At 71.4% G+C, this 15,163-nt stretch carries 18 protein-coding genes and 1 riboswitch; of the genes, 9 read left to right on the forward strand and 9 right to left on the reverse strand.

What is annotated here, in order from left to right; translation table 11 throughout:
- Positions 1-75: 75 nt before the first annotated feature.
- From bioD to bioB, 3 genes are all read right to left on the reverse strand, one after another.
- Positions 76-825: a dethiobiotin synthase gene (gene bioD, locus STSP_RS27490; protein ID WP_067283429.1), complete on the reverse strand. Its 750-nt coding sequence runs from the start codon at positions 823-825 to the stop codon at positions 76-78.
- A gap of 72 nt (positions 826-897) precedes the next feature.
- Complete coding sequence (locus tag STSP_RS27495) at positions 898-2,193, reverse strand: adenosylmethionine--8-amino-7-oxononanoate transaminase (RefSeq protein ID WP_107441414.1); 1,296 nt, start codon at positions 2,191-2,193, stop codon at positions 898-900.
- Positions 2,186-3,337 carry a biotin synthase BioB gene (gene bioB, locus STSP_RS27500; RefSeq protein WP_067283431.1) on the reverse strand — a complete coding sequence of 384 codons (1,152 nt, stop codon included), beginning with the start codon at positions 3,335-3,337 and terminating at the stop codon, positions 2,186-2,188. The genes STSP_RS27495 and bioB overlap by 8 nt, the downstream gene beginning before the upstream one ends.
- 177 nt (positions 3,338-3,514) lie before the next feature.
- On the opposite strand from bioB, the gene STSP_RS27505 reads away from it, so the two are divergent.
- Positions 3,515-4,669 (forward strand): 8-amino-7-oxononanoate synthase, encoded by a 1,155-nt coding sequence (locus STSP_RS27505; RefSeq protein WP_067283433.1) that lies wholly within the window; start codon positions 3,515-3,517, stop codon positions 4,667-4,669.
- Here the strand turns inward: STSP_RS27505 and STSP_RS27510 are convergent.
- Entirely contained in the window at positions 4,651-4,887 is a 237-nt protein-coding gene (locus STSP_RS27510) for a DUF397 domain-containing protein (protein WP_067283435.1), read from the reverse strand. The genes STSP_RS27505 and STSP_RS27510 overlap by 19 nt on opposite strands.
- A gap of 8 nt (positions 4,888-4,895) precedes the next feature.
- A complete protein-coding gene (locus STSP_RS27515) occupies positions 4,896-5,756 on the reverse strand; it encodes a helix-turn-helix domain-containing protein (protein ID WP_067283437.1) in 861 nt (286 codons plus the stop codon).
- Between the two features lie 254 nt (positions 5,757-6,010).
- Between STSP_RS27515 and STSP_RS27520 the strand changes: the two genes are divergently transcribed.
- Positions 6,011-6,442, forward strand: a complete 432-nt coding sequence (locus tag STSP_RS27520) for an ATP-binding protein (protein WP_067283438.1) — start codon at positions 6,011-6,013, stop codon at positions 6,440-6,442.
- 390 nt (positions 6,443-6,832) lie between these two features.
- On the opposite strand, the gene STSP_RS27525 is transcribed toward STSP_RS27520, so the two are convergent.
- From STSP_RS27525 to STSP_RS27540, 4 genes are all read right to left on the reverse strand, one after another.
- On the reverse strand, positions 6,833-7,435 hold the full coding sequence (locus STSP_RS27525) for a DUF6328 family protein (protein ID WP_078067556.1): 603 nt from the start codon (positions 7,433-7,435) through the stop codon (positions 6,833-6,835).
- A 123-nt stretch (positions 7,436-7,558) separates the two neighbouring features.
- Positions 7,559-8,038 (reverse strand): C40 family peptidase, encoded by a 480-nt coding sequence (locus tag STSP_RS27530; protein WP_067283440.1) that lies wholly within the window; start codon positions 8,036-8,038, stop codon positions 7,559-7,561.
- 3 nt (positions 8,039-8,041) lie between these two features.
- Positions 8,042-8,201: riboswitch (cyclic di-AMP (ydaO/yuaA leader) on the reverse strand.
- A gap of 397 nt (positions 8,202-8,598) precedes the next feature.
- The gene (locus STSP_RS27535; RefSeq protein ID WP_067283442.1) at positions 8,599-8,907 is read right to left on the reverse strand and encodes a hypothetical protein; all 309 of its coding nucleotides are present in this window, start codon (positions 8,905-8,907) and stop codon (positions 8,599-8,601) included.
- A gap of 7 nt (positions 8,908-8,914) precedes the next feature.
- On the reverse strand, positions 8,915-9,565 hold the full coding sequence (locus tag STSP_RS27540; RefSeq protein WP_067283443.1) for an ATP-dependent Clp protease proteolytic subunit: 651 nt from the start codon (positions 9,563-9,565) through the stop codon (positions 8,915-8,917).
- A 189-nt stretch (positions 9,566-9,754) separates the two neighbouring features.
- Here STSP_RS27540 and STSP_RS27545 point away from each other — a divergent pair, with 189 nt between their 5' ends.
- The 7 genes from STSP_RS27545 (at position 9,755) to STSP_RS27575 (ending at position 15,129) form a co-directional block, all read left to right on the forward strand.
- Positions 9,755-10,033 (forward strand): type II toxin-antitoxin system Phd/YefM family antitoxin, encoded by a 279-nt coding sequence (locus tag STSP_RS27545; RefSeq protein WP_067283445.1) that lies wholly within the window; start codon positions 9,755-9,757, stop codon positions 10,031-10,033.
- Between the two features lie 416 nt (positions 10,034-10,449).
- Entirely contained in the window at positions 10,450-10,752 is a 303-nt protein-coding gene (locus STSP_RS27550) for an urease subunit gamma (protein WP_010355509.1), read from the forward strand.
- A gap of 10 nt (positions 10,753-10,762) precedes the next feature.
- Positions 10,763-11,074 carry an urease subunit beta gene (locus STSP_RS27555; protein ID WP_067283446.1) on the forward strand — a complete coding sequence of 104 codons (312 nt, stop codon included), beginning with the start codon at positions 10,763-10,765 and terminating at the stop codon, positions 11,072-11,074.
- Positions 11,067-12,788: an urease subunit alpha gene (locus tag STSP_RS27560; protein ID WP_067283448.1), complete on the forward strand. Its 1,722-nt coding sequence runs from the start codon at positions 11,067-11,069 to the stop codon at positions 12,786-12,788. Before STSP_RS27555 ends, STSP_RS27560 begins: the two co-directional genes overlap by 8 nt.
- Positions 12,789-12,796: 8 nt before the next feature.
- Positions 12,797-13,471 (forward strand): urease accessory protein UreF, encoded by a 675-nt coding sequence (locus STSP_RS27565; protein ID WP_067283450.1) that lies wholly within the window; start codon positions 12,797-12,799, stop codon positions 13,469-13,471.
- A gap of 201 nt (positions 13,472-13,672) precedes the next feature.
- Positions 13,673-14,371, forward strand: a complete 699-nt coding sequence (gene ureG / locus STSP_RS27570) for an urease accessory protein UreG (RefSeq protein WP_067283451.1) — start codon at positions 13,673-13,675, stop codon at positions 14,369-14,371.
- A complete protein-coding gene (locus tag STSP_RS27575) occupies positions 14,371-15,129 on the forward strand; it encodes an urease accessory protein UreD (protein ID WP_067283453.1) in 759 nt (252 codons plus the stop codon). Before ureG ends, STSP_RS27575 begins: the two co-directional genes overlap by 1 nt.
- The last annotated feature ends 34 nt before the right edge of the window (positions 15,130-15,163 follow it).

Here is a 15,163-nt window from a genome sequence, read left to right on the forward strand (position 1 = left end):
TACCCACCGTCGGGGTGCCGCTGCGCCCACCCGTGCCGCCCCAGCGGCACGATTGCCCGCAGCGGCGGCGGCGTACTACGCCGACGGCGCGCCCGGCCGCGTAGGGCACGACGGCGCCTCCCGCGCCGTGAAGGCCGCCGCGTCCCACGTGCCGTCCAGCCGTGGCGCCAGCCACGTCGGCGCCGCGGCGCGGAAGTCGGTGGGCGGACGGGCCGCCGCGCCCGCCGGTACCGCGCCCAGCAGCGGGGCCCCCGCCACGGTGGGCAGATCCGCGAGGTTGCAGCGCGCGGCGAGGTCCGGCAGGCGCGGCCACGAGCCGACGACCACCCCGGCGCACGTCAGTTCCCGTGCGCGCAGCGCCTCGGCCGTCAGCGCCGTCGTGTTGAGCGTGCCGAGTCCCGCGGCCGCGACCACCAGGACCGGCGCGTCCAGCAGCCGTGCCGCATCCGCCAGCGTCGAACCCGCGTCGTCGAGCCGTACGAGCAGGCCCCCCGCCCCCTCGACCAGCACCAGGTCGTGCTCGGCCGCCAGCTTCTCCGCCGCCTCGGCGATCTCGGCCACCCGTACCGTCGGGAGTCCGGACCGCCGCGCCGCCGTGTCCGGGGCCAACGGCTCGGGGTACCGGGCCAGTTCGGCGGCCGTGACGTCGCCCGCCAAGCGCACCACCTCGTCGACATCGCCCGGCTCGCCCGGCGCGACGCCGGTCTGTGCGGGCTTGAGCACGGCGACGGACCGCCCGGCGGCCAGCGCGGCAGCCGCCACCGCGGCCGTCGTCACCGTCTTGCCGACCTCGGTGCCCGTCCCGGTCACCACGAGAACCGCCATGTCGTTCCTACGCACCCTTCTTCGCTCGTACGCCGCCCTGCCGACCCCGTTCGCCCAGGGGCCGACCGCCACTCAACCGGCCGCTGCCGCCGCGCACACCGCCCGGCCGATCCGTGCGAGGTCCTCGTCGCCCGTGACGTACGGCGGCATCGTGTAGACGAGGTCCCGGAACGGCCGCAGCCATGCCCCCTCCGCCACCGCCGCGCGGGTCGCCGCCGCCATGTCCACCTCGTGGTCCAGCTGGACGACGCCGATCGCGCCCAGCACGCGTACGTCCCGTACGCCCGGCAGCCCCGCGGCGGCCGACAGGCCCTCGCGCAGGCCCGTCTCGATGCGTTTGACCTCGGTCGCCCAGTCCTGTCCGAGCAGCAGGTCGATCGAGGCGCAGGCCACCGCGGCCGCGAGCGGGTTGCCCATGAACGTCGGCCCATGGGCGAGCACCGGCACCTCGCCACGCGAGATCCCGTCCGCCACCCGGGAGGTGCACAGCGTCGCCGCCATCGTCATGTATCCGCCGGTCAGCGCCTTGCCCACGCACATCACGTCCGGGCTGACGCCGGCCTGGTCCGCCGCGAACAGCGTGCCCGTGCGCCCGAAGCCGGTCGCGATCTCGTCGAACACCAGCAGCACGCCGTGCGCGTCGCACGCCTCGCGCAGCACGCGCAGATACGCGGGGGAGTGGAACCGCATCCCTCCCGCGCCCTGCACCACCGGCTCCACGATCACCGCTGCTAGCTCGTCGGCGTGCCGCTCGATCAGCTCGCGAAGATGATCGGCGTACGCCTCCTCGTACGCGACAGGCGGCGCGTCCGCGAAGACCTGGCGCGGCAGCACGCCAGACCACAGCTCGTGCATCCCGCCCTCGGGATCGCACACCGACATCGGCTGCCAGGTGTCGCCGTGGTACCCGCCGCGCCACGTCAGCAGCCGCTGCTTCGCCGGCCGGCCCAGCGAACGCCAGTACTGCAGACACATCTTGACGGCGACCTCGACCGAGACGGAGCCGGAGTCAGCGAGGAACACATGCTCCAGGCCGTCCGGTGACATGTCGACAAGTCGCTTGGACAGCCGCACGGCGGGCTCGTGGGTCAGCCCGCCGAACATGACATGGCTCATCCGCCCCAGCTGATCGCGCACAGCCTCGTTGAGCACGGGGTGGTTGTAGCCGTGGATCGCGGACCACCAGGACGACATGCCGTCCACGAGTTCACCGATGCCGTCCGCCATCCGCAGCCGCACCCCGCTCGCCGACTCCACGACGAGCGGTTCCCGGCGGCCGGGCATGGGGCCGTACGGGTGCCAGACGTGCTTGCGGTCGAGCTCGAGGAGTTCACGTACGGGCAGGTCGCGTACCGGCAGCTCAGGCATTGGGCGCGAGATCCGTTCCGGCACCTCGGCGGCGTACCGCCACGAGATCTGTACGCGCGTCCGGGACCGATGCCTCCGCGGCACCCGGCCCGCCGGGCGCCGTGCAGCCGCCGCCCTCGTGGGAACCGCACCCCTCGGCGGCCCGGTGCTCCGGCAGAGTCACGGTGTCCGTGCCCTCCACCTCGAAACCGGCATCCGCGATCATCTCCAGATCCGCCTTGCCCGCCTGGCCCTCGCTGGTCAGGTAATCGCCGAGGAAGATCGAGTTGGCAAGGTGCAGGGCGAGCGGCTGCATCGTGCGCAGATGGACCTCGCGGCCGCCCGCGATGCGCACCTCCACATCCGGGCAGACGAACCGGACCATGGCGAGGATGCGCAGGCAGCGCTGCGGCGTGAGGTTCCACTCCTTCGCGAGCGGCGTGCCCTCGAAGGGGATCAGGAAGTTGACGGGCACCGAGTCGGGGTCGAGCGCGCGGAGCGAGAAGACCACGTCGACCAGGTCCTCGTCCGACTCGCCCATGCCGGCGATCAGCCCGGAGCAGGCCGACAGCCCGGCGGCCTGGGCCTGCTGCACCGTGTCGACGCGGTCGGCGTACGTGTGCGTCGTGGTGATCTCGCCGTACGTCCCCTCGGACGTGTTGAGGTTGTGGTTGTAGGCGTCGGCGCCCGCCGCGCGCAGCCGCTCGGCCTGCCCCTCGGAGAGCAGCCCGAGGCAGGCGCACACTTCCACGCCCTCGTTCTGCTCCTTGATCGTCTCGATGGTCTTCGACACGCGGTCGACGTCCCGGTCCGTCGGCCCCCGGCCGCTCGCCACCAGGCAGACGCGCTTGGCGCCACCTGCGACACCGGCGGCCGCCGCCTGCGACGCCTCGTCGGGCTTCAGCCAGGTGTACTTGAGGATGTCGGCCTTGGAGCCGAGCCGCTGCGAGCAGTACGAGCAGTCCTCAGGACACAGGCCCGACTTGAGGTTGACCAGGTAGTTGAGTTTCACCCGCCGTCCGAACCAGTGCCGGCGCACCTTGCCGGCCGCGGCCACTACGTCGAGGAGTTCGTCGTCGGAGGTGGCCAGCACGGCCAGCGCCTCGTCGCGGGTCGGCAGCTCGCGCCGAAGCCCCTTGTCCACCAGCGTGTTCAGCAGGTCCATGGCGCTGATCCTGACGTACGCCGCCGCTGCGGCCAAGGAGGTTTCGTACAACAGAGGCCGTTCGAGGTGTGGGTATTGCCACATCATGACCTTGTGGCCGCACCGTTAGGGTCTGTGCACTGCCTACAAAACGACATGGCGCAGTGCGTACGACGTACGACGACCCGGAGGACCTCCATGGCGAGATCGCCGTTCGACTGGCTGGACGAGCAGGCGGACGTCCGCCGCCGGGCCGGGCTCGTACGCACCCTCAGGCCGCGCCCGGCCGAATCGACGCTTCTCGATCTGGCGAGCAACGACTATCTGGGCCTCGCCCGGCACCCGGAGATCACCGAGGCGGCGGCCGCCGCGGCCCGCCGCTGGGGCGGGGGCGCCACCGGCTCCCGGCTGGTCACCGGCTCGACCGAGCTCCATGCCGAACTCGAGCGGGAACTCGCCGACTTCTGCGGATTCGAGTCCGCTCTGGTGCTGTCGTCCGGATACGCCGCGAACCTCGCCGCCGTCACCGCGCTCGCCCCGCACGGATCGCTGATCGTGTCGGACGCGGGCAACCACGCCTCGCTGATCGACGGCTGCCGGCTCGCCCGCGGGACCGTACAGGTCGTGCCGCACGGCGACACAGACGCGGTGCGCAAGGCGCTCGACGCCCACCAGGGTCCCGCGGTCGCCGTGTCCGACTCGGTGTTCTCCGTGGACGGCGACGCGGCGCCGCTCGCCCAACTCGCCGATGTCTGCCGGGAGTTCGGGTTCGGTCTGATCGTCGACGACGCGCACGGGCTGGGTGTGCTGGGCGACGGCGGCCGGGGCGCGCCGCATGCGGCCGGGCTCGCGGGCGCAGCCGACGTCGTCGTGACCGCCACCCTCTCCAAGTCCCTGGGCAGCCAGGGAGGCGCCGTGCTCGGCCCCGCCAAGGTCATCGACCACCTCGTCAACGCAGCCCGCACCTTCATCTTCGACACGGGACTGGCCCCCGCCGCGGCCGGAGCCGCGCTCGCCGCGCTGCGTCTGCTGCGTCGCGAACCGGAGCGCGGTGCGCGCGCCCACGCGGTCGCAACCACCCTGTACGACCTGCTCACGGCCGAGGGCCTGCAGGCGGTACGCCCGGACGCGGCCGTGGTCTCCGTGCGTGCCCCGTCGCCCGAACTGGCCGTGCAGTGGGCCGCGGACTGCCGCACCGCCGGCCTCGCGGTGGGCTGCTTCCGGCCCCCGTCTGTGCCCGACGGCATCTCGCGTCTGCGGCTGACCGCCCGCGCGGACCTCACCGACGGGCAGATCGCCGAAGCGGTACGGGTGATCAGCCGCACCGCGCCAGGTCAGGCGTCCGCGGGCTGAAGGGTGTCCAGGAAGTTCTCCCAGGCCGTCGCGGAGAAGAGCAGTGCGGGTCCGGCCTGCCGCTTGGAGTCGCGCACGGCGAGCAGCCCGGCCAGCGGACCGGTGCCGATATCGGCCGTCTCCACGCAGTTGTTCATTCCCGTGCTGAAGCTGCTGCGCCGCCATGGGGCGCTGTGCAGGGAGGTGCTGGAAGGTACGTACCGAGGCAGAGCAGACATGGTGCCTCCTAGGCGCCGTCACATGTCCCGGCGATGAACTCCAACGAGTCCTCGGGCGAAAGGGCCAGTCTCTGCAGCGAGTTGAAGGCGTCGGCGTACGCCTTCAGGTCTTCTTTGGCCTCGAGGTAGAGGCTACTCGTCAAGTGGTCGAGAACGACAACATCTAGATCGGAAATGTTCGAAAATGAGAAGATGACGAAAGGACCGGTGACCCCTATGTGCTCACCTGCGGTGAATGGCAGTACCTGAAGCCGGACATGAGGCATCCGGGCCGCCTCCACTAACCGGTACAGCTGGTGCCGCATCACCCCTGGCCCGCCCACGGTCCGCCGCAGCACCGCCTCGTCCAGGACGGCGCTCACCCGCAGCGGCGAATCCCTGCGCAGCACCTCCTGCCGGGCCAGCCGCACCTCCACGAGGGCGTCGATCTGGGCATCCGGCAGCCCGCCCAGCGCGGCCCGCGTCACGGCCCTGGCGTAGTCCGGCGTCTGCAGCAGACCCGGCACCACGGTGGTCTCCAGGGTGCGCATGCGGTCGGCCTGCGACTCCAGCCGGATGAAGTCCCGGTATTCGGGCGGGAGCAGCTCACGGTAGGCCTGCCACCAGTGCGGTCGTTCGTCGCCGCCGCCCGGGCCCGCGAGTGCGACGAGCAGGTCCCGCAGCGAGGGATCCCGGACGCCGTACGCGTCGAGCAGCAGGGTCACATCAGAGGCCTTGACCCAGCTGCGGCCGGTCTCGATGCGGCTGACCTTCGACTGGTGCCAGCCGACGAGGCGGGCGGCCTCGCCGCTGGTGAGGCCCGCCCGGCCGCGCAGGGCGCGGAGTTCCGCGCCCAGTTTGCGGCGGCGGACCGCGGTACCGTATGGCATACCCGTCTCCTCTCTTACCGGCGGTACCAGCCAGTGCACCGCCGACGGTAGAGGAGTGCGGATGCGGCTCCCAAATACGGTCGCCTCTAGCAGAGTTCACCGCTTCGGGCGACAGATATCTGCATATCCAGGTGGATCGCCGCCTGTGACCCGCCGGGAGTGGCAGTCTGTCGCGCAGTACCGGACCGGGACCGTCCCCGAACCATCCGCGACGCGTCGGAGTCCGGTCCCGGTGGGAAAGGGACGACGCCGCCATGGCAGACCATCAGGAAGCATCCGTCACTCTGCCGAGCGATCCCGCCTCGGTCCCCGCGGCGCGCAAGTACGTCATCGAAGTCCTGGCGGGTTGGGGGCTGCCGGGCGATGCAGAGGTCGCCGAATCGGTCCGGCTCATCGTGTCCGAACTCGCCACGAACGCCGTGCAGCACACCTTCGGACAGTCACCCACGTTCACGGTCGACGTCGAGTTGGAGCGCGACGAGCAGCTGCGCATCGGCGTCACCGACAGCCACCCGCGCCTGCCGAGACGGCTGCCCGCCGCCGTCCAGCAGGACAACGGCAGGGGCCTGGTCATCATCCGCTGGCTCACGGCCGAATGCGGCGGCCGTCTCTCGGTCAGCCGCACGGCGGAAGGCGGCAAGACCGTGTGGATCGAGCTGCCGTGGGCGGCCCCCGTCCAGCAGTGACGACTGCCGGTGGCGGCCACCATCCCGGGCCGAACCGGGCACCATGGCGATCCCCGCAGCCTGTGGGCATGCGTTCCTCCCCCAGTGCCTTAAGGGCCTGGGAGGTACCCCCAGGGCGTGGGCGCTGGGGGCACCTCCCAGCGTTAGCTGGGGAGGACCCCGACGCGCCGGACTGCGCACCGTAGCCCCGGCCAGCCCCGGCACGGCCGGGGCGGTGGCCGGTACGCCTGCCGCCGCCCGAGCCGGGCCAGGCAGACGCGGGTGAGCACGGCGCCGGAGCAGCCGCCGCCGCGCCGAAGTGTCGAGCCTGTGCCCTCGCCACGGTGGCGAGCGGGCAGCAGTACCGCACCGCGGTGACGCCCTCCGGCGGCTCGTACCGCGAGACGGCGATCAGTCGTCTCCCCGCTCCGCCGGTGAGCTGACCTGTGCTGACGGCCTGACGTCCTCCGTTGGTCTGGCGTCCTCGTCGTCCTCCGGCATGTCCGCCGCCCTCGCTGCGGCGGCGCGCGCCGGGGCCACCTCGCGGCGGACCACCCTCGGCAGTACGCCCCACAGCCCCACGCACATCAGAAGCGTGCCCGCGCCCGCCAGGAAGCCGCCGACCCGGCCGAGCGTCACGTCCACCACGAGCAGGACCGACCCGGTCAGCGCGAGCGCCAGCACCGCCATGCCGGCCCGCGCCAGATCCGAGGACCACCGCACGATCTGCGGTTTGGCACGTTGCTGGAACAGCGACCGGTGCAGCGCTGCCGGGGCCGTGAACAGCGCGGCAGCCAGTACGGCCAGCAACAGCGTGGTCACGTAAGTGACGCGCTGCAGCGTGTCGAGGGAGGGGAAGCGCGGTGTGAACGCGAGCGTCAGCAGGAACGCGAAGAGGATCTGCACGCCCGTCTGCGTGACCCTCAGCTCCTGCAGCAGCTCGCTGAAGTTTCGGTCGGCGCGCTCGAAGCGGGTCTCATGGCGCGTCGGCCCTCCGGAACGGTCCTCAGCCATGCCTACACGAGTGACCTCCTCGGTGCTTCTCACGCACCCGGTGGGCGCGGCACGCACCCGCTGGGCGGCGGGACCCGGCCGGGCGGCGGCCGAAGCCCGGCCGGCCGCCGCCCGGCCGCGGGATCAGCGCACTCGGCCGTACCAGACGTTCTTCGTCCAGATCTTCTGCAGGCGTACCACGTCCCCGGACTTGGGCGCGTGCCAGATGCGGCCCTTCCCGGCGTAGATGCCGACGTGGTACACGGACCGGCCGGAGTGGAAGAACACCAGGTCCCCGGGCTGCCGCTGTTTCGCGGACACATGGCGGGTCTTGTTGTACTGCTGGGCCGCGGTGCGCGGCAGCTTCTTGCCCGCCTGCTTGAACGAGTAGAGCGTGAGCCCGGAGCAGTCGAACCGGCGCGGCCCGGTGGCTCCCCACCGGTACGGGGAACCCTTCTTGGAAGCCGCGATCTTGAGTGCCTTGGTTGAGGCCGTCACGGTTGAGGCCTCGGCTTCGGAGGCGATGCCCGGAGCCACGATGGTGCCGCCCACTGCGGCGAGTGTGAGCGCCGATGCGGTGCCTGCCCGGGCCATCAGCGACGGAAATCGATTGAGCGCGGTCATGCGCAGCCCTTCGTCAGCCGCCTGTGAAGGATGACCTGTCGGGTTCGGGCAGGCGAAGATGCCCGGCCGCGCGGTGCGGCTTCACCCCAAGGGCCTCCCGGAGTGCTCCGGGCTGCCCGCCGTGCTGGGTCCTCCACTCCTGCCGATCCACCGATGTCGACCTGACGTCCGTGCGGCGGCAGGACTCGGCGTCCGCCCGGACCGCCCCGCCGCGGCGGCGGGGGCTTGTCGTCGGAAGGGATCTTCACGCACACATGGCCCGAAATCCGAGGCGAACCGGCGATGTGTGAAGCTGCTCACCGCTCGTCCGATCGGGTGGACAGGCAAGATTTCGAATGGGCGGCGAAAGGCCCGACGATGGCCGGACCAGCACAGAAAGGCAACACTTCGATCGCGACGTACGCATGTTGCGCAAGTTTGCCGACCGAAAATGTCTATCGCTTTCTACGCCGATCGGGGGTAGCCCGACTGGGCCGTTTCAAATCCGGTCCGGACGGTCGGGGAGACGTCACGGCGGGGCGGTGAGCCCCTCAGCGGCCTCGACCGGTCCTGACTCGGCATCAATCGCCCCTGGGCGGCGGCACGGTGACCCGCGCCGCGCGGCGTTCGCCGTCCAGTACCCGCAGGGCTCGCGCGAGCGTCGGCGTATGGACTTCCGTCTCTCCCCGCTGATGCATCAGCGTCAACGCGTCCCGGAGCGCCGCCGCGGCGCCCACCAGGGCCTGGGCCGCACGCAGCCCGCCGTAGGTGTCGTGAGCGCGCGCCGGGTTGATCCGGCCCAGCAGATCGACCACTTCGAGGTAACGGTCGATCAGTTCGCCCTCGGCGCGGGTGAGTGCGGGCAGCGGCGGCAGTTCGGGCGGCAGCATCGGCGGCTCACCTCGCGCCGTACGCCGTGCCGGACCCCTTGCGGCTGGGGATGATCCGGTCCACGAGCCCGTACTCCACGGCTTCGCGCGCGTCGAGGATCTTGTCCCGCTCGATGTCCGAGCGGATCCGCTCCAGGCTCTGCCCGGTGTGGCGCTGCAGCATCTCCTCCAGCAGCTCACGCGTGCGCATCATCTCGCGCGCCTGGATCGCCAGATCGTCCGCCTGGCCCTGGACCGGCTCGGCGAGCGACGGCTGGTGGATCAGGACGCGGGCCCCGGGCAGCGCGAACCGCTTGCCGGGGGTGCCGCCGGCCAGCAGCACGGCGGCGGCCGATGCCGCCTGGCCGAGGCAGATGGTCTCCACGTCGCAGCTGACGTACTGCATCGTGTCGTAGATCGCCGTCATCGCGCTGAACGAGCCGCCGGGCGAGTTGATGTAGAGCGAGATGTCGCGGTCCGGCGCCGTGTACTCGAGGTGCATGAACTGCGCCATCACGTCGTTCGCGGACGTGTCGTCGACCGGCGCGCCGAGGAAGACGATCCGCTCCTCCAGCAGCTTCGAGTACGGATCGAGGGTCCGGTGGCCCGCCGTCGTGCGCTCGGTGAACTCGGGCAGGACATGGCGGGCCGTCGGCCCAGTACCGATGGGTCGGTTCATGTGTGGCGCCTCCTCATCGCGAGGCCTCGGGCGTAGTCCTCGCTGCGACGTTCATGCGGTGTTCCGTCGTGCGGTGTTCCGTCAAGCGGTGTTCCGTCGGCCGCCCCCGTACGCAGGCGTGTGTGGGCAGTGCTGCCCGTGCGCTTCTGTAAAAAATGTACAGGACGTACATGACGTTATGATGGAACCATGGCCTACGAGATTCCGGTGACGCAAGCCCGGGCGGAGCTTGCCGACCTGATCAACCGCGTCGTGTACGGCGGCGAGCGCGTGGTCGTCACCCGCCACGGAAAGCCGCTCGTCGCCCTGGTCTCGGCCGCTGACCTGCAGCGTCTCGAGGAAATCGAGGGCACAGGGGATGAGCAGGTGGTCAGCTCCGTCTCTACGGTCGGCTCCATGCCGTCCGCTCCCGGCGAACGCCAGCGGTTCGGCATCGCCGCGGAGCACCGGGGATCCAGCGCGACGTAGTAGCGCGACGGAGTGCGGCGCTGGTGCGGGCGCGTGGTCCTTCAGGGTGCTGCCGCGCCGCCGAGGCACAGGAGACCAGGCACCGCCGTATACGGTTCGCCATGCGCCGGGCGACGGGATCAGAACGGGGACGGCCCCGATCCGGCGGCCGACACCGCTCGCGCAGGGCGCGCACCGCGTCGCCGTCGCGCACGCGGCAATACGCCGGAAGCCGGTTAACGTCCCCGAAACGCCGTCGAACTAGCCTGCACCACCATGTCACCAGGGGTTTCGGCGGTCGGAGGTGCGCGCTCGCGCCGCGGCTGCCGTGTACGGCCTACGGCCCCGCCGTGGTGGCGGTACGAATCCAGCCCCGCCGTGGTGGCTGCGGCAGCCGGACCCCGCACGGTCCGGCGCGAGACTGTGAGGTGGGACGCGTGCAACTGACGCCGCACGAGCAGGAGCGACTGCTCATCCATGTGGCCGCCGACGTGGCCGAGAAGCGCCGGGCCCGCGGGCTCAAGCTCAACCATCCCGAGGCGGTCGCCCTCATCACCTCGCACATCCTCGAAGGGGCGCGCGACGGCCGTACGGTGGCGGAGCTGATGGCCTCCGGACGGAAGCTGCTCACCCGCGACGACGTCATGGAGGGCATCCCCGAGATGATCCACGACGTCCAGGTCGAGGCCACCTTCCCGGACGGCACCAAGCTTGTCACCGTCCACGACCCGATCGTCTGAGGGGGGCGCGATGATTCCTGGAGAGATCCTCTTCGCGGACGAGCCCGTCCTGATCAACGAGGGCCGCGAGGTCACGCAGCTCACCGTCCTCAACGCCGCCGACCGGCCCGTCCAGGTCGGCTCCCACTACCACTTCGCCGAGGCCAACCCTGGTCTGGAGTTCGACCGCGCGGCCGCGCGCGGTAAGCGGCTCAACATCGCCGCCGGCACCGCCGTGCGCTTCGAGCCCGGAATCCCCGTCGACGTCGAACTCGTCCCGATCACGGGCGCCCGCGTGGTGCCGGGCCTGCGCGGCGAGACCGGAGGTGCACTCGATGCCTGAGATCTCCCGTGCCGCGTACGCCGATCTGTTCGGCCCGACCACCGGCGACCGTATTCGGCTCGCCGACACCGATCTGCTGATCGAGATCGAAGAGGACCGTTCCGGTGGCCCAGGGCTCGCCGGTGACGAGGCCGTGTTCGGCGGCGGCAAGGTCATCCGCGAGTCCATGGGCCAGTCGCGTGCTACGCGCGCAGAGGGCACGCCCGACACCGTCATCACCGGTGCCGTGATCGTCGACCACTGGGGCGTCGTCAAGGCGGACATCGGTATCCGCGACGGCCGTATCACCGGCATCGGCAAGGCGGGCAACCCCGACACGATGGACGGGGTGCACCCCGATCTCGTCATCGGCCCGGAGACGGAGGTCATCGCGGGCAACGGGCGCATCGTGACCGCCGGCGCCATCGATGCGCACGTCCACTTCATCTGCCCGCAGATCGCCGACGAGGCGCTGGCGGCCGGCATCACCACTCTCGTCGGCGGCGGCACCGGTCCCGCAGAGGGCTCCAAGGCGACCACCGTCACGCCCGGCCCCTGGCACCTCGCCCGGATGCTCGAGGCGATGGAGGCGTACCCGCTCAACTTCGGTCTGCTCGGCAAGGGCAACACCGTCTCGCATGAGGCGATGCTGTCGCAGCTGCGCGGCGGCGCACTCGGGCTGAAGCTCCACGAGGACTGGGGCTCGACCCCCGCCGTCATCGATGCCGCGCTCACCGTCGCCGATCAGACCGGCGCCCAGATCGCCATCCATACGGACACCCTCAACGAGGCCGGGTTCGTGGGCGACACGCTCGCCGCGATCGCGGGGCGGACCATTCACGCGTACCACACGGAGGGCGCGGGCGGCGGGCACGCACCCGACATCATGACGGTCGTCTCGGAGCCGTACGTGCTGCCGAGCTCGACCAACCCGACCCGGCCGTACACCGTCAACACCGCCGAGGAACACCTCGACATGCTGATGGTCTGCCACCACCTCAACGCGGCCGTGCCGGAGGACCTGGCCTTCGCCGAGTCCCGGATCCGGCCGTCCACCATCGGAGCCGAGGACATCCTCCACGACCTGGGTGCGATTTCGATCATCTCGTCCGACTCGCAGGCCATGGGGCGGGTGGGCGAGGTCATCATGCGGACCTGGCAGACCGCGCATGTGATGAAGCGGCGGCGCGGTGCCCTGCCGGGGGATGGACGGGCCGACAACCACCGGGTTCGTCGCTATGTCGCCAAATACACGATCAACCCGGCGGTCGCGCAGGGCCTCGCGGGCGAGGTCGGTTCCGTCGAGACCGGCAAGCTTGCCGACCTGGTGCTGTGGGAGCCCGCGTTCTTCGGCGTCAAGCCGCAGGTCGTCATCAAGGGCGGCCAGATCGCGTACGCGCAGATGGGCGACGCGAACGCGTCCATCCCGACGCCGCAGCCGATTCTGCCGCGTCCGATGTACGGCGCGATCGGGCGGGCCCCGGCCTCGAATTCCCTGAACTTCGTGGCGCCCTGCGCCATCGAGGACGGGCTGCCCGAGCGGCTCGGTCTCGGCAAGAAGTTCGTGGCCATCGGGAGCACGCGGGGAGTCACGAAGGCGGACATGCGCGAGAACGACGCCCTGCCGCGCGTCCAGGTCGACCCCGACAGCTTCGCCGTCCACATCGACGGGGAGCTCGTCGAGGCGACTCCGGCCGCGGAACTGCCCATGGCTCAGCGTTACTTCCTCTTCTGACGGGCGTCATGACTCGAGCTGCACTTCTTGTTCTGGCCGACGGCCGCTTCCCCGCCGGTGGGCACGCCCACTCCGGCGGGGCCGAGGCGGCCGTCAAGGCCGGGCGCATCACCGACGCCGCGAGCCTGGAGGAGTTCTGCCGCGGGCGGCTGCACACCGCCGGGCTGGTGTCGGCCGCGCTGGCCGCTGCCGCCGCGCTCGGGCTCGACCCGGTCGAGCTGGACGAGGCCGCGGAAGCGCGGACGCCGTCGCCTGCGCTGCGTACCGCTGCGCGGCGGCTGGGGCGGCAGATGATGCGGGCTGCGCGGGCCACCTGGCCGCATCCCGAGCTGGATGCGTTGGCGCGGTTGTTTCCCAAGGGAGCCCATCAGCCTGTCGTGCTGGGGGTGGCTGCCCGTGCTGCCGGGCTGGGGCCCGCTGACGCCGCGTACTGCTCCGCGTACGAGAGCGTCAGTGGGGCGGCTACCGCGACGGTGCGGTTGCTGAGTCTTGATCCGTTCGATGCGACCGGGGTTCTGGCGCGGCTGGCGCCTGAGCTTGATCGGGTCGCGCTCGCGGCGGCTGACGCTGCGCGGCGTGCTGTTGATGAGGGGGTGGACGCGTTGCCTGCGCGGTCCGCGCCCTTGTTGGAGATCGGGGCGGAGGCGCATGCTGCTTGGGCTGTGCGGCTCTTTGCCTCTTAGGGGGTGGGTTGCTGGTTTTTCTTCCCCCACCCCGCCCCTTCCCGTAACCAGGGGGCCAGCCCCCTGGACCCCCGCTGGGGGCTTCGCCCCCAGACCCCCGTATCGCCCTTCGGGCTCGTCCTCAAACGCCGGACGGGCTGATATTCGCTCGTCCTCAAGCGCCGGACGGGCTGAGATGGGCTGAGCTACCTGGAGTCGCGCATGCACCTCGACCACTCCCTCTCCTCCTCCCACTCCCACCACGGACCCTCCGCCATCAGCGCCGACGCGCACCGGCCCGACGGCTCTCGGCGTGCCCTGCGTATCGGGCTTGGCGGGCCCGTAGGGTCCGGGAAAACCGCGACCGTCGCCGCCCTGTGCCACGCCCTGCGTGACGAACTGTCGCTCGCCGTCGTCACCAACGACATCTACACGCGCGAGGACGCCGAGTTCCTGCTGCGCGAGGCCGTGCTGCCGCCCGAGCGGATCGCCGCCGTGGAGACCGGCGCCTGCCCGCACACCGCGATCCGTGACGACATCTCGGCCAACCTCGAAGCTGTCGAAGATCTGGAGGACGAGGTCGGTCCGCTGGATCTCATCCTCGTCGAGTCCGGCGGGGACAATCTCACCGCGACCTTCTCCAAGGGGCTCGTCGACGCGCAGATCTTCGTCATCGACGTGGCGGGCGGCGACGACATCCCGCGCAAGGGCGGACCGGGGGTCACCACGGCCGACCTGCTCGTCGTCAACAAGACGGACCTCGCGCCGTACGTCGGATCCGACCTGGGCCGGATGGCTGCGGACGCCAAGGCGCAGCGGGCGGAACTGCCCGTCGTCTTCCAGTCCCTGAGGGGCGACAAGGGCGTCGCGGCCGTCGCCGACTGGGTGCGCGGACAGCTCGCGGCCTGGAGGGCTCGGTGATGACCTCGGCGGGCGTCCGGGCCACCGCCAGGATCGCCGCTACCGCGGACGGCCGGGGCGGCACCGCCCTGCCCGTGCTCGAAGGAGAGGGGCCGATTGCGCTGCGCCGCACCCGTGCCGCCGGGTCCGAGGCGCGCGTGATGCTCGTCGGTGCGATGAGCGGTCCCCTCGGCGGTGACCACTTCACCGTCGAGGCGACCGCCCACGAGGGAGCGCGGCTGCACGTCGGTTCGGCCGCCGCCACGATCGCCCTGCCGGGGCAGGCCAAGGGTGCGGCGCGTTACGACGTCCGGCTGACCGTCGCAGACGGCGCCGAACTTCACTGGCTGCCCGAGCAGTTGATCTCCGCGTGCGACAGTGAACTGCAGGTCGGTACGCGTGTCGAGCTTGCCGCGGGAGCGCGCCTCGTGCTCCGCGAGGAGCAGGTTCTCGGTCGAGCGGGGGAGGGCCCCGGCCGGCTCACCAGCCGGCTCTCGGTGCGCCGCGCCGGGCGGCTGCTGCTCGACCAGGAGCTGGCGTGCGGCCCCGGTGCACCGGGGGGCTGGGACGGTCCGGCCGTCCTTGCCGGGCATCGGTCGGTCGGGCAACTCGCCGTCGTCAAGCCCGAGTTCGAGCGCGAGATGCCTCGGGCTGCGCTGCTCGGCGAGTTCGCCGCCATCACGCCGCTGGCCGGGCCCGGACTCCTCGTCACGGCCGTCGCTCCCGACGCCCGCCACCTGCGCCGCGTACTCGACGAAGCGGCGCGCACCCTCGGCTGACCGGACACTCTCCGTTCAACGGGGCTTCCCTATC

The sequence above is a fragment of the Streptomyces jeddahensis genome, from assembly GCF_001642995.1.
Taxonomy (GTDB): domain Bacteria; phylum Actinomycetota; class Actinomycetes; order Streptomycetales; family Streptomycetaceae; genus Streptomyces; species Streptomyces jeddahensis.

Bases quoted from the DNA above. Each gene is read 5' to 3' on its own strand.
- bioD (WP_067283429.1), bottom strand. From the start codon at position 825: ATGGCGGTTCTCGTGGTGACCGGGACGGGCACCGAGGTCGGCAAGACG.
- STSP_RS27495 (WP_107441414.1), bottom strand. From the start codon at position 2,193: ATGCCTGAGCTGCCGGTACGCGACCTGCCCGTACGTGAACTCCTCGAG.
- bioB (WP_067283431.1), bottom strand. From the start codon at position 3,337: ATGGACCTGCTGAACACGCTGGTGGACAAGGGGCTTCGGCGCGAGCTG.
- STSP_RS27505 (WP_067283433.1), top strand. From the start codon at position 3,515: ATGGCGAGATCGCCGTTCGACTGGCTGGACGAGCAGGCGGACGTCCGC.
- STSP_RS27510 (WP_067283435.1), bottom strand. From the start codon at position 4,887: ATGTCTGCTCTGCCTCGGTACGTACCTTCCAGCACCTCCCTGCACAGC.
- STSP_RS27515 (WP_067283437.1), bottom strand. From the start codon at position 5,756: ATGCCATACGGTACCGCGGTCCGCCGCCGCAAACTGGGCGCGGAACTC.
- STSP_RS27520 (WP_067283438.1), top strand. From the start codon at position 6,011: ATGGCAGACCATCAGGAAGCATCCGTCACTCTGCCGAGCGATCCCGCC.
- STSP_RS27525 (WP_078067556.1), bottom strand. From the start codon at position 7,435: ATGGCTGAGGACCGTTCCGGAGGGCCGACGCGCCATGAGACCCGCTTC.
- STSP_RS27530 (WP_067283440.1), bottom strand. From the start codon at position 8,038: ATGACCGCGCTCAATCGATTTCCGTCGCTGATGGCCCGGGCAGGCACC.
- STSP_RS27535 (WP_067283442.1), bottom strand. From the start codon at position 8,907: ATGCTGCCGCCCGAACTGCCGCCGCTGCCCGCACTCACCCGCGCCGAG.
- STSP_RS27540 (WP_067283443.1), bottom strand. From the start codon at position 9,565: ATGAACCGACCCATCGGTACTGGGCCGACGGCCCGCCATGTCCTGCCC.
- STSP_RS27545 (WP_067283445.1), top strand. From the start codon at position 9,755: ATGGCCTACGAGATTCCGGTGACGCAAGCCCGGGCGGAGCTTGCCGAC.
- STSP_RS27555 (WP_067283446.1), top strand. From the start codon at position 10,763: ATGATTCCTGGAGAGATCCTCTTCGCGGACGAGCCCGTCCTGATCAAC.
- STSP_RS27560 (WP_067283448.1), top strand. From the start codon at position 11,067: ATGCCTGAGATCTCCCGTGCCGCGTACGCCGATCTGTTCGGCCCGACC.
- STSP_RS27565 (WP_067283450.1), top strand. From the start codon at position 12,797: ATGACTCGAGCTGCACTTCTTGTTCTGGCCGACGGCCGCTTCCCCGCC.
- ureG (WP_067283451.1), top strand. From the start codon at position 13,673: ATGCACCTCGACCACTCCCTCTCCTCCTCCCACTCCCACCACGGACCC.
- STSP_RS27575 (WP_067283453.1), top strand. From the start codon at position 14,371: ATGACCTCGGCGGGCGTCCGGGCCACCGCCAGGATCGCCGCTACCGCG.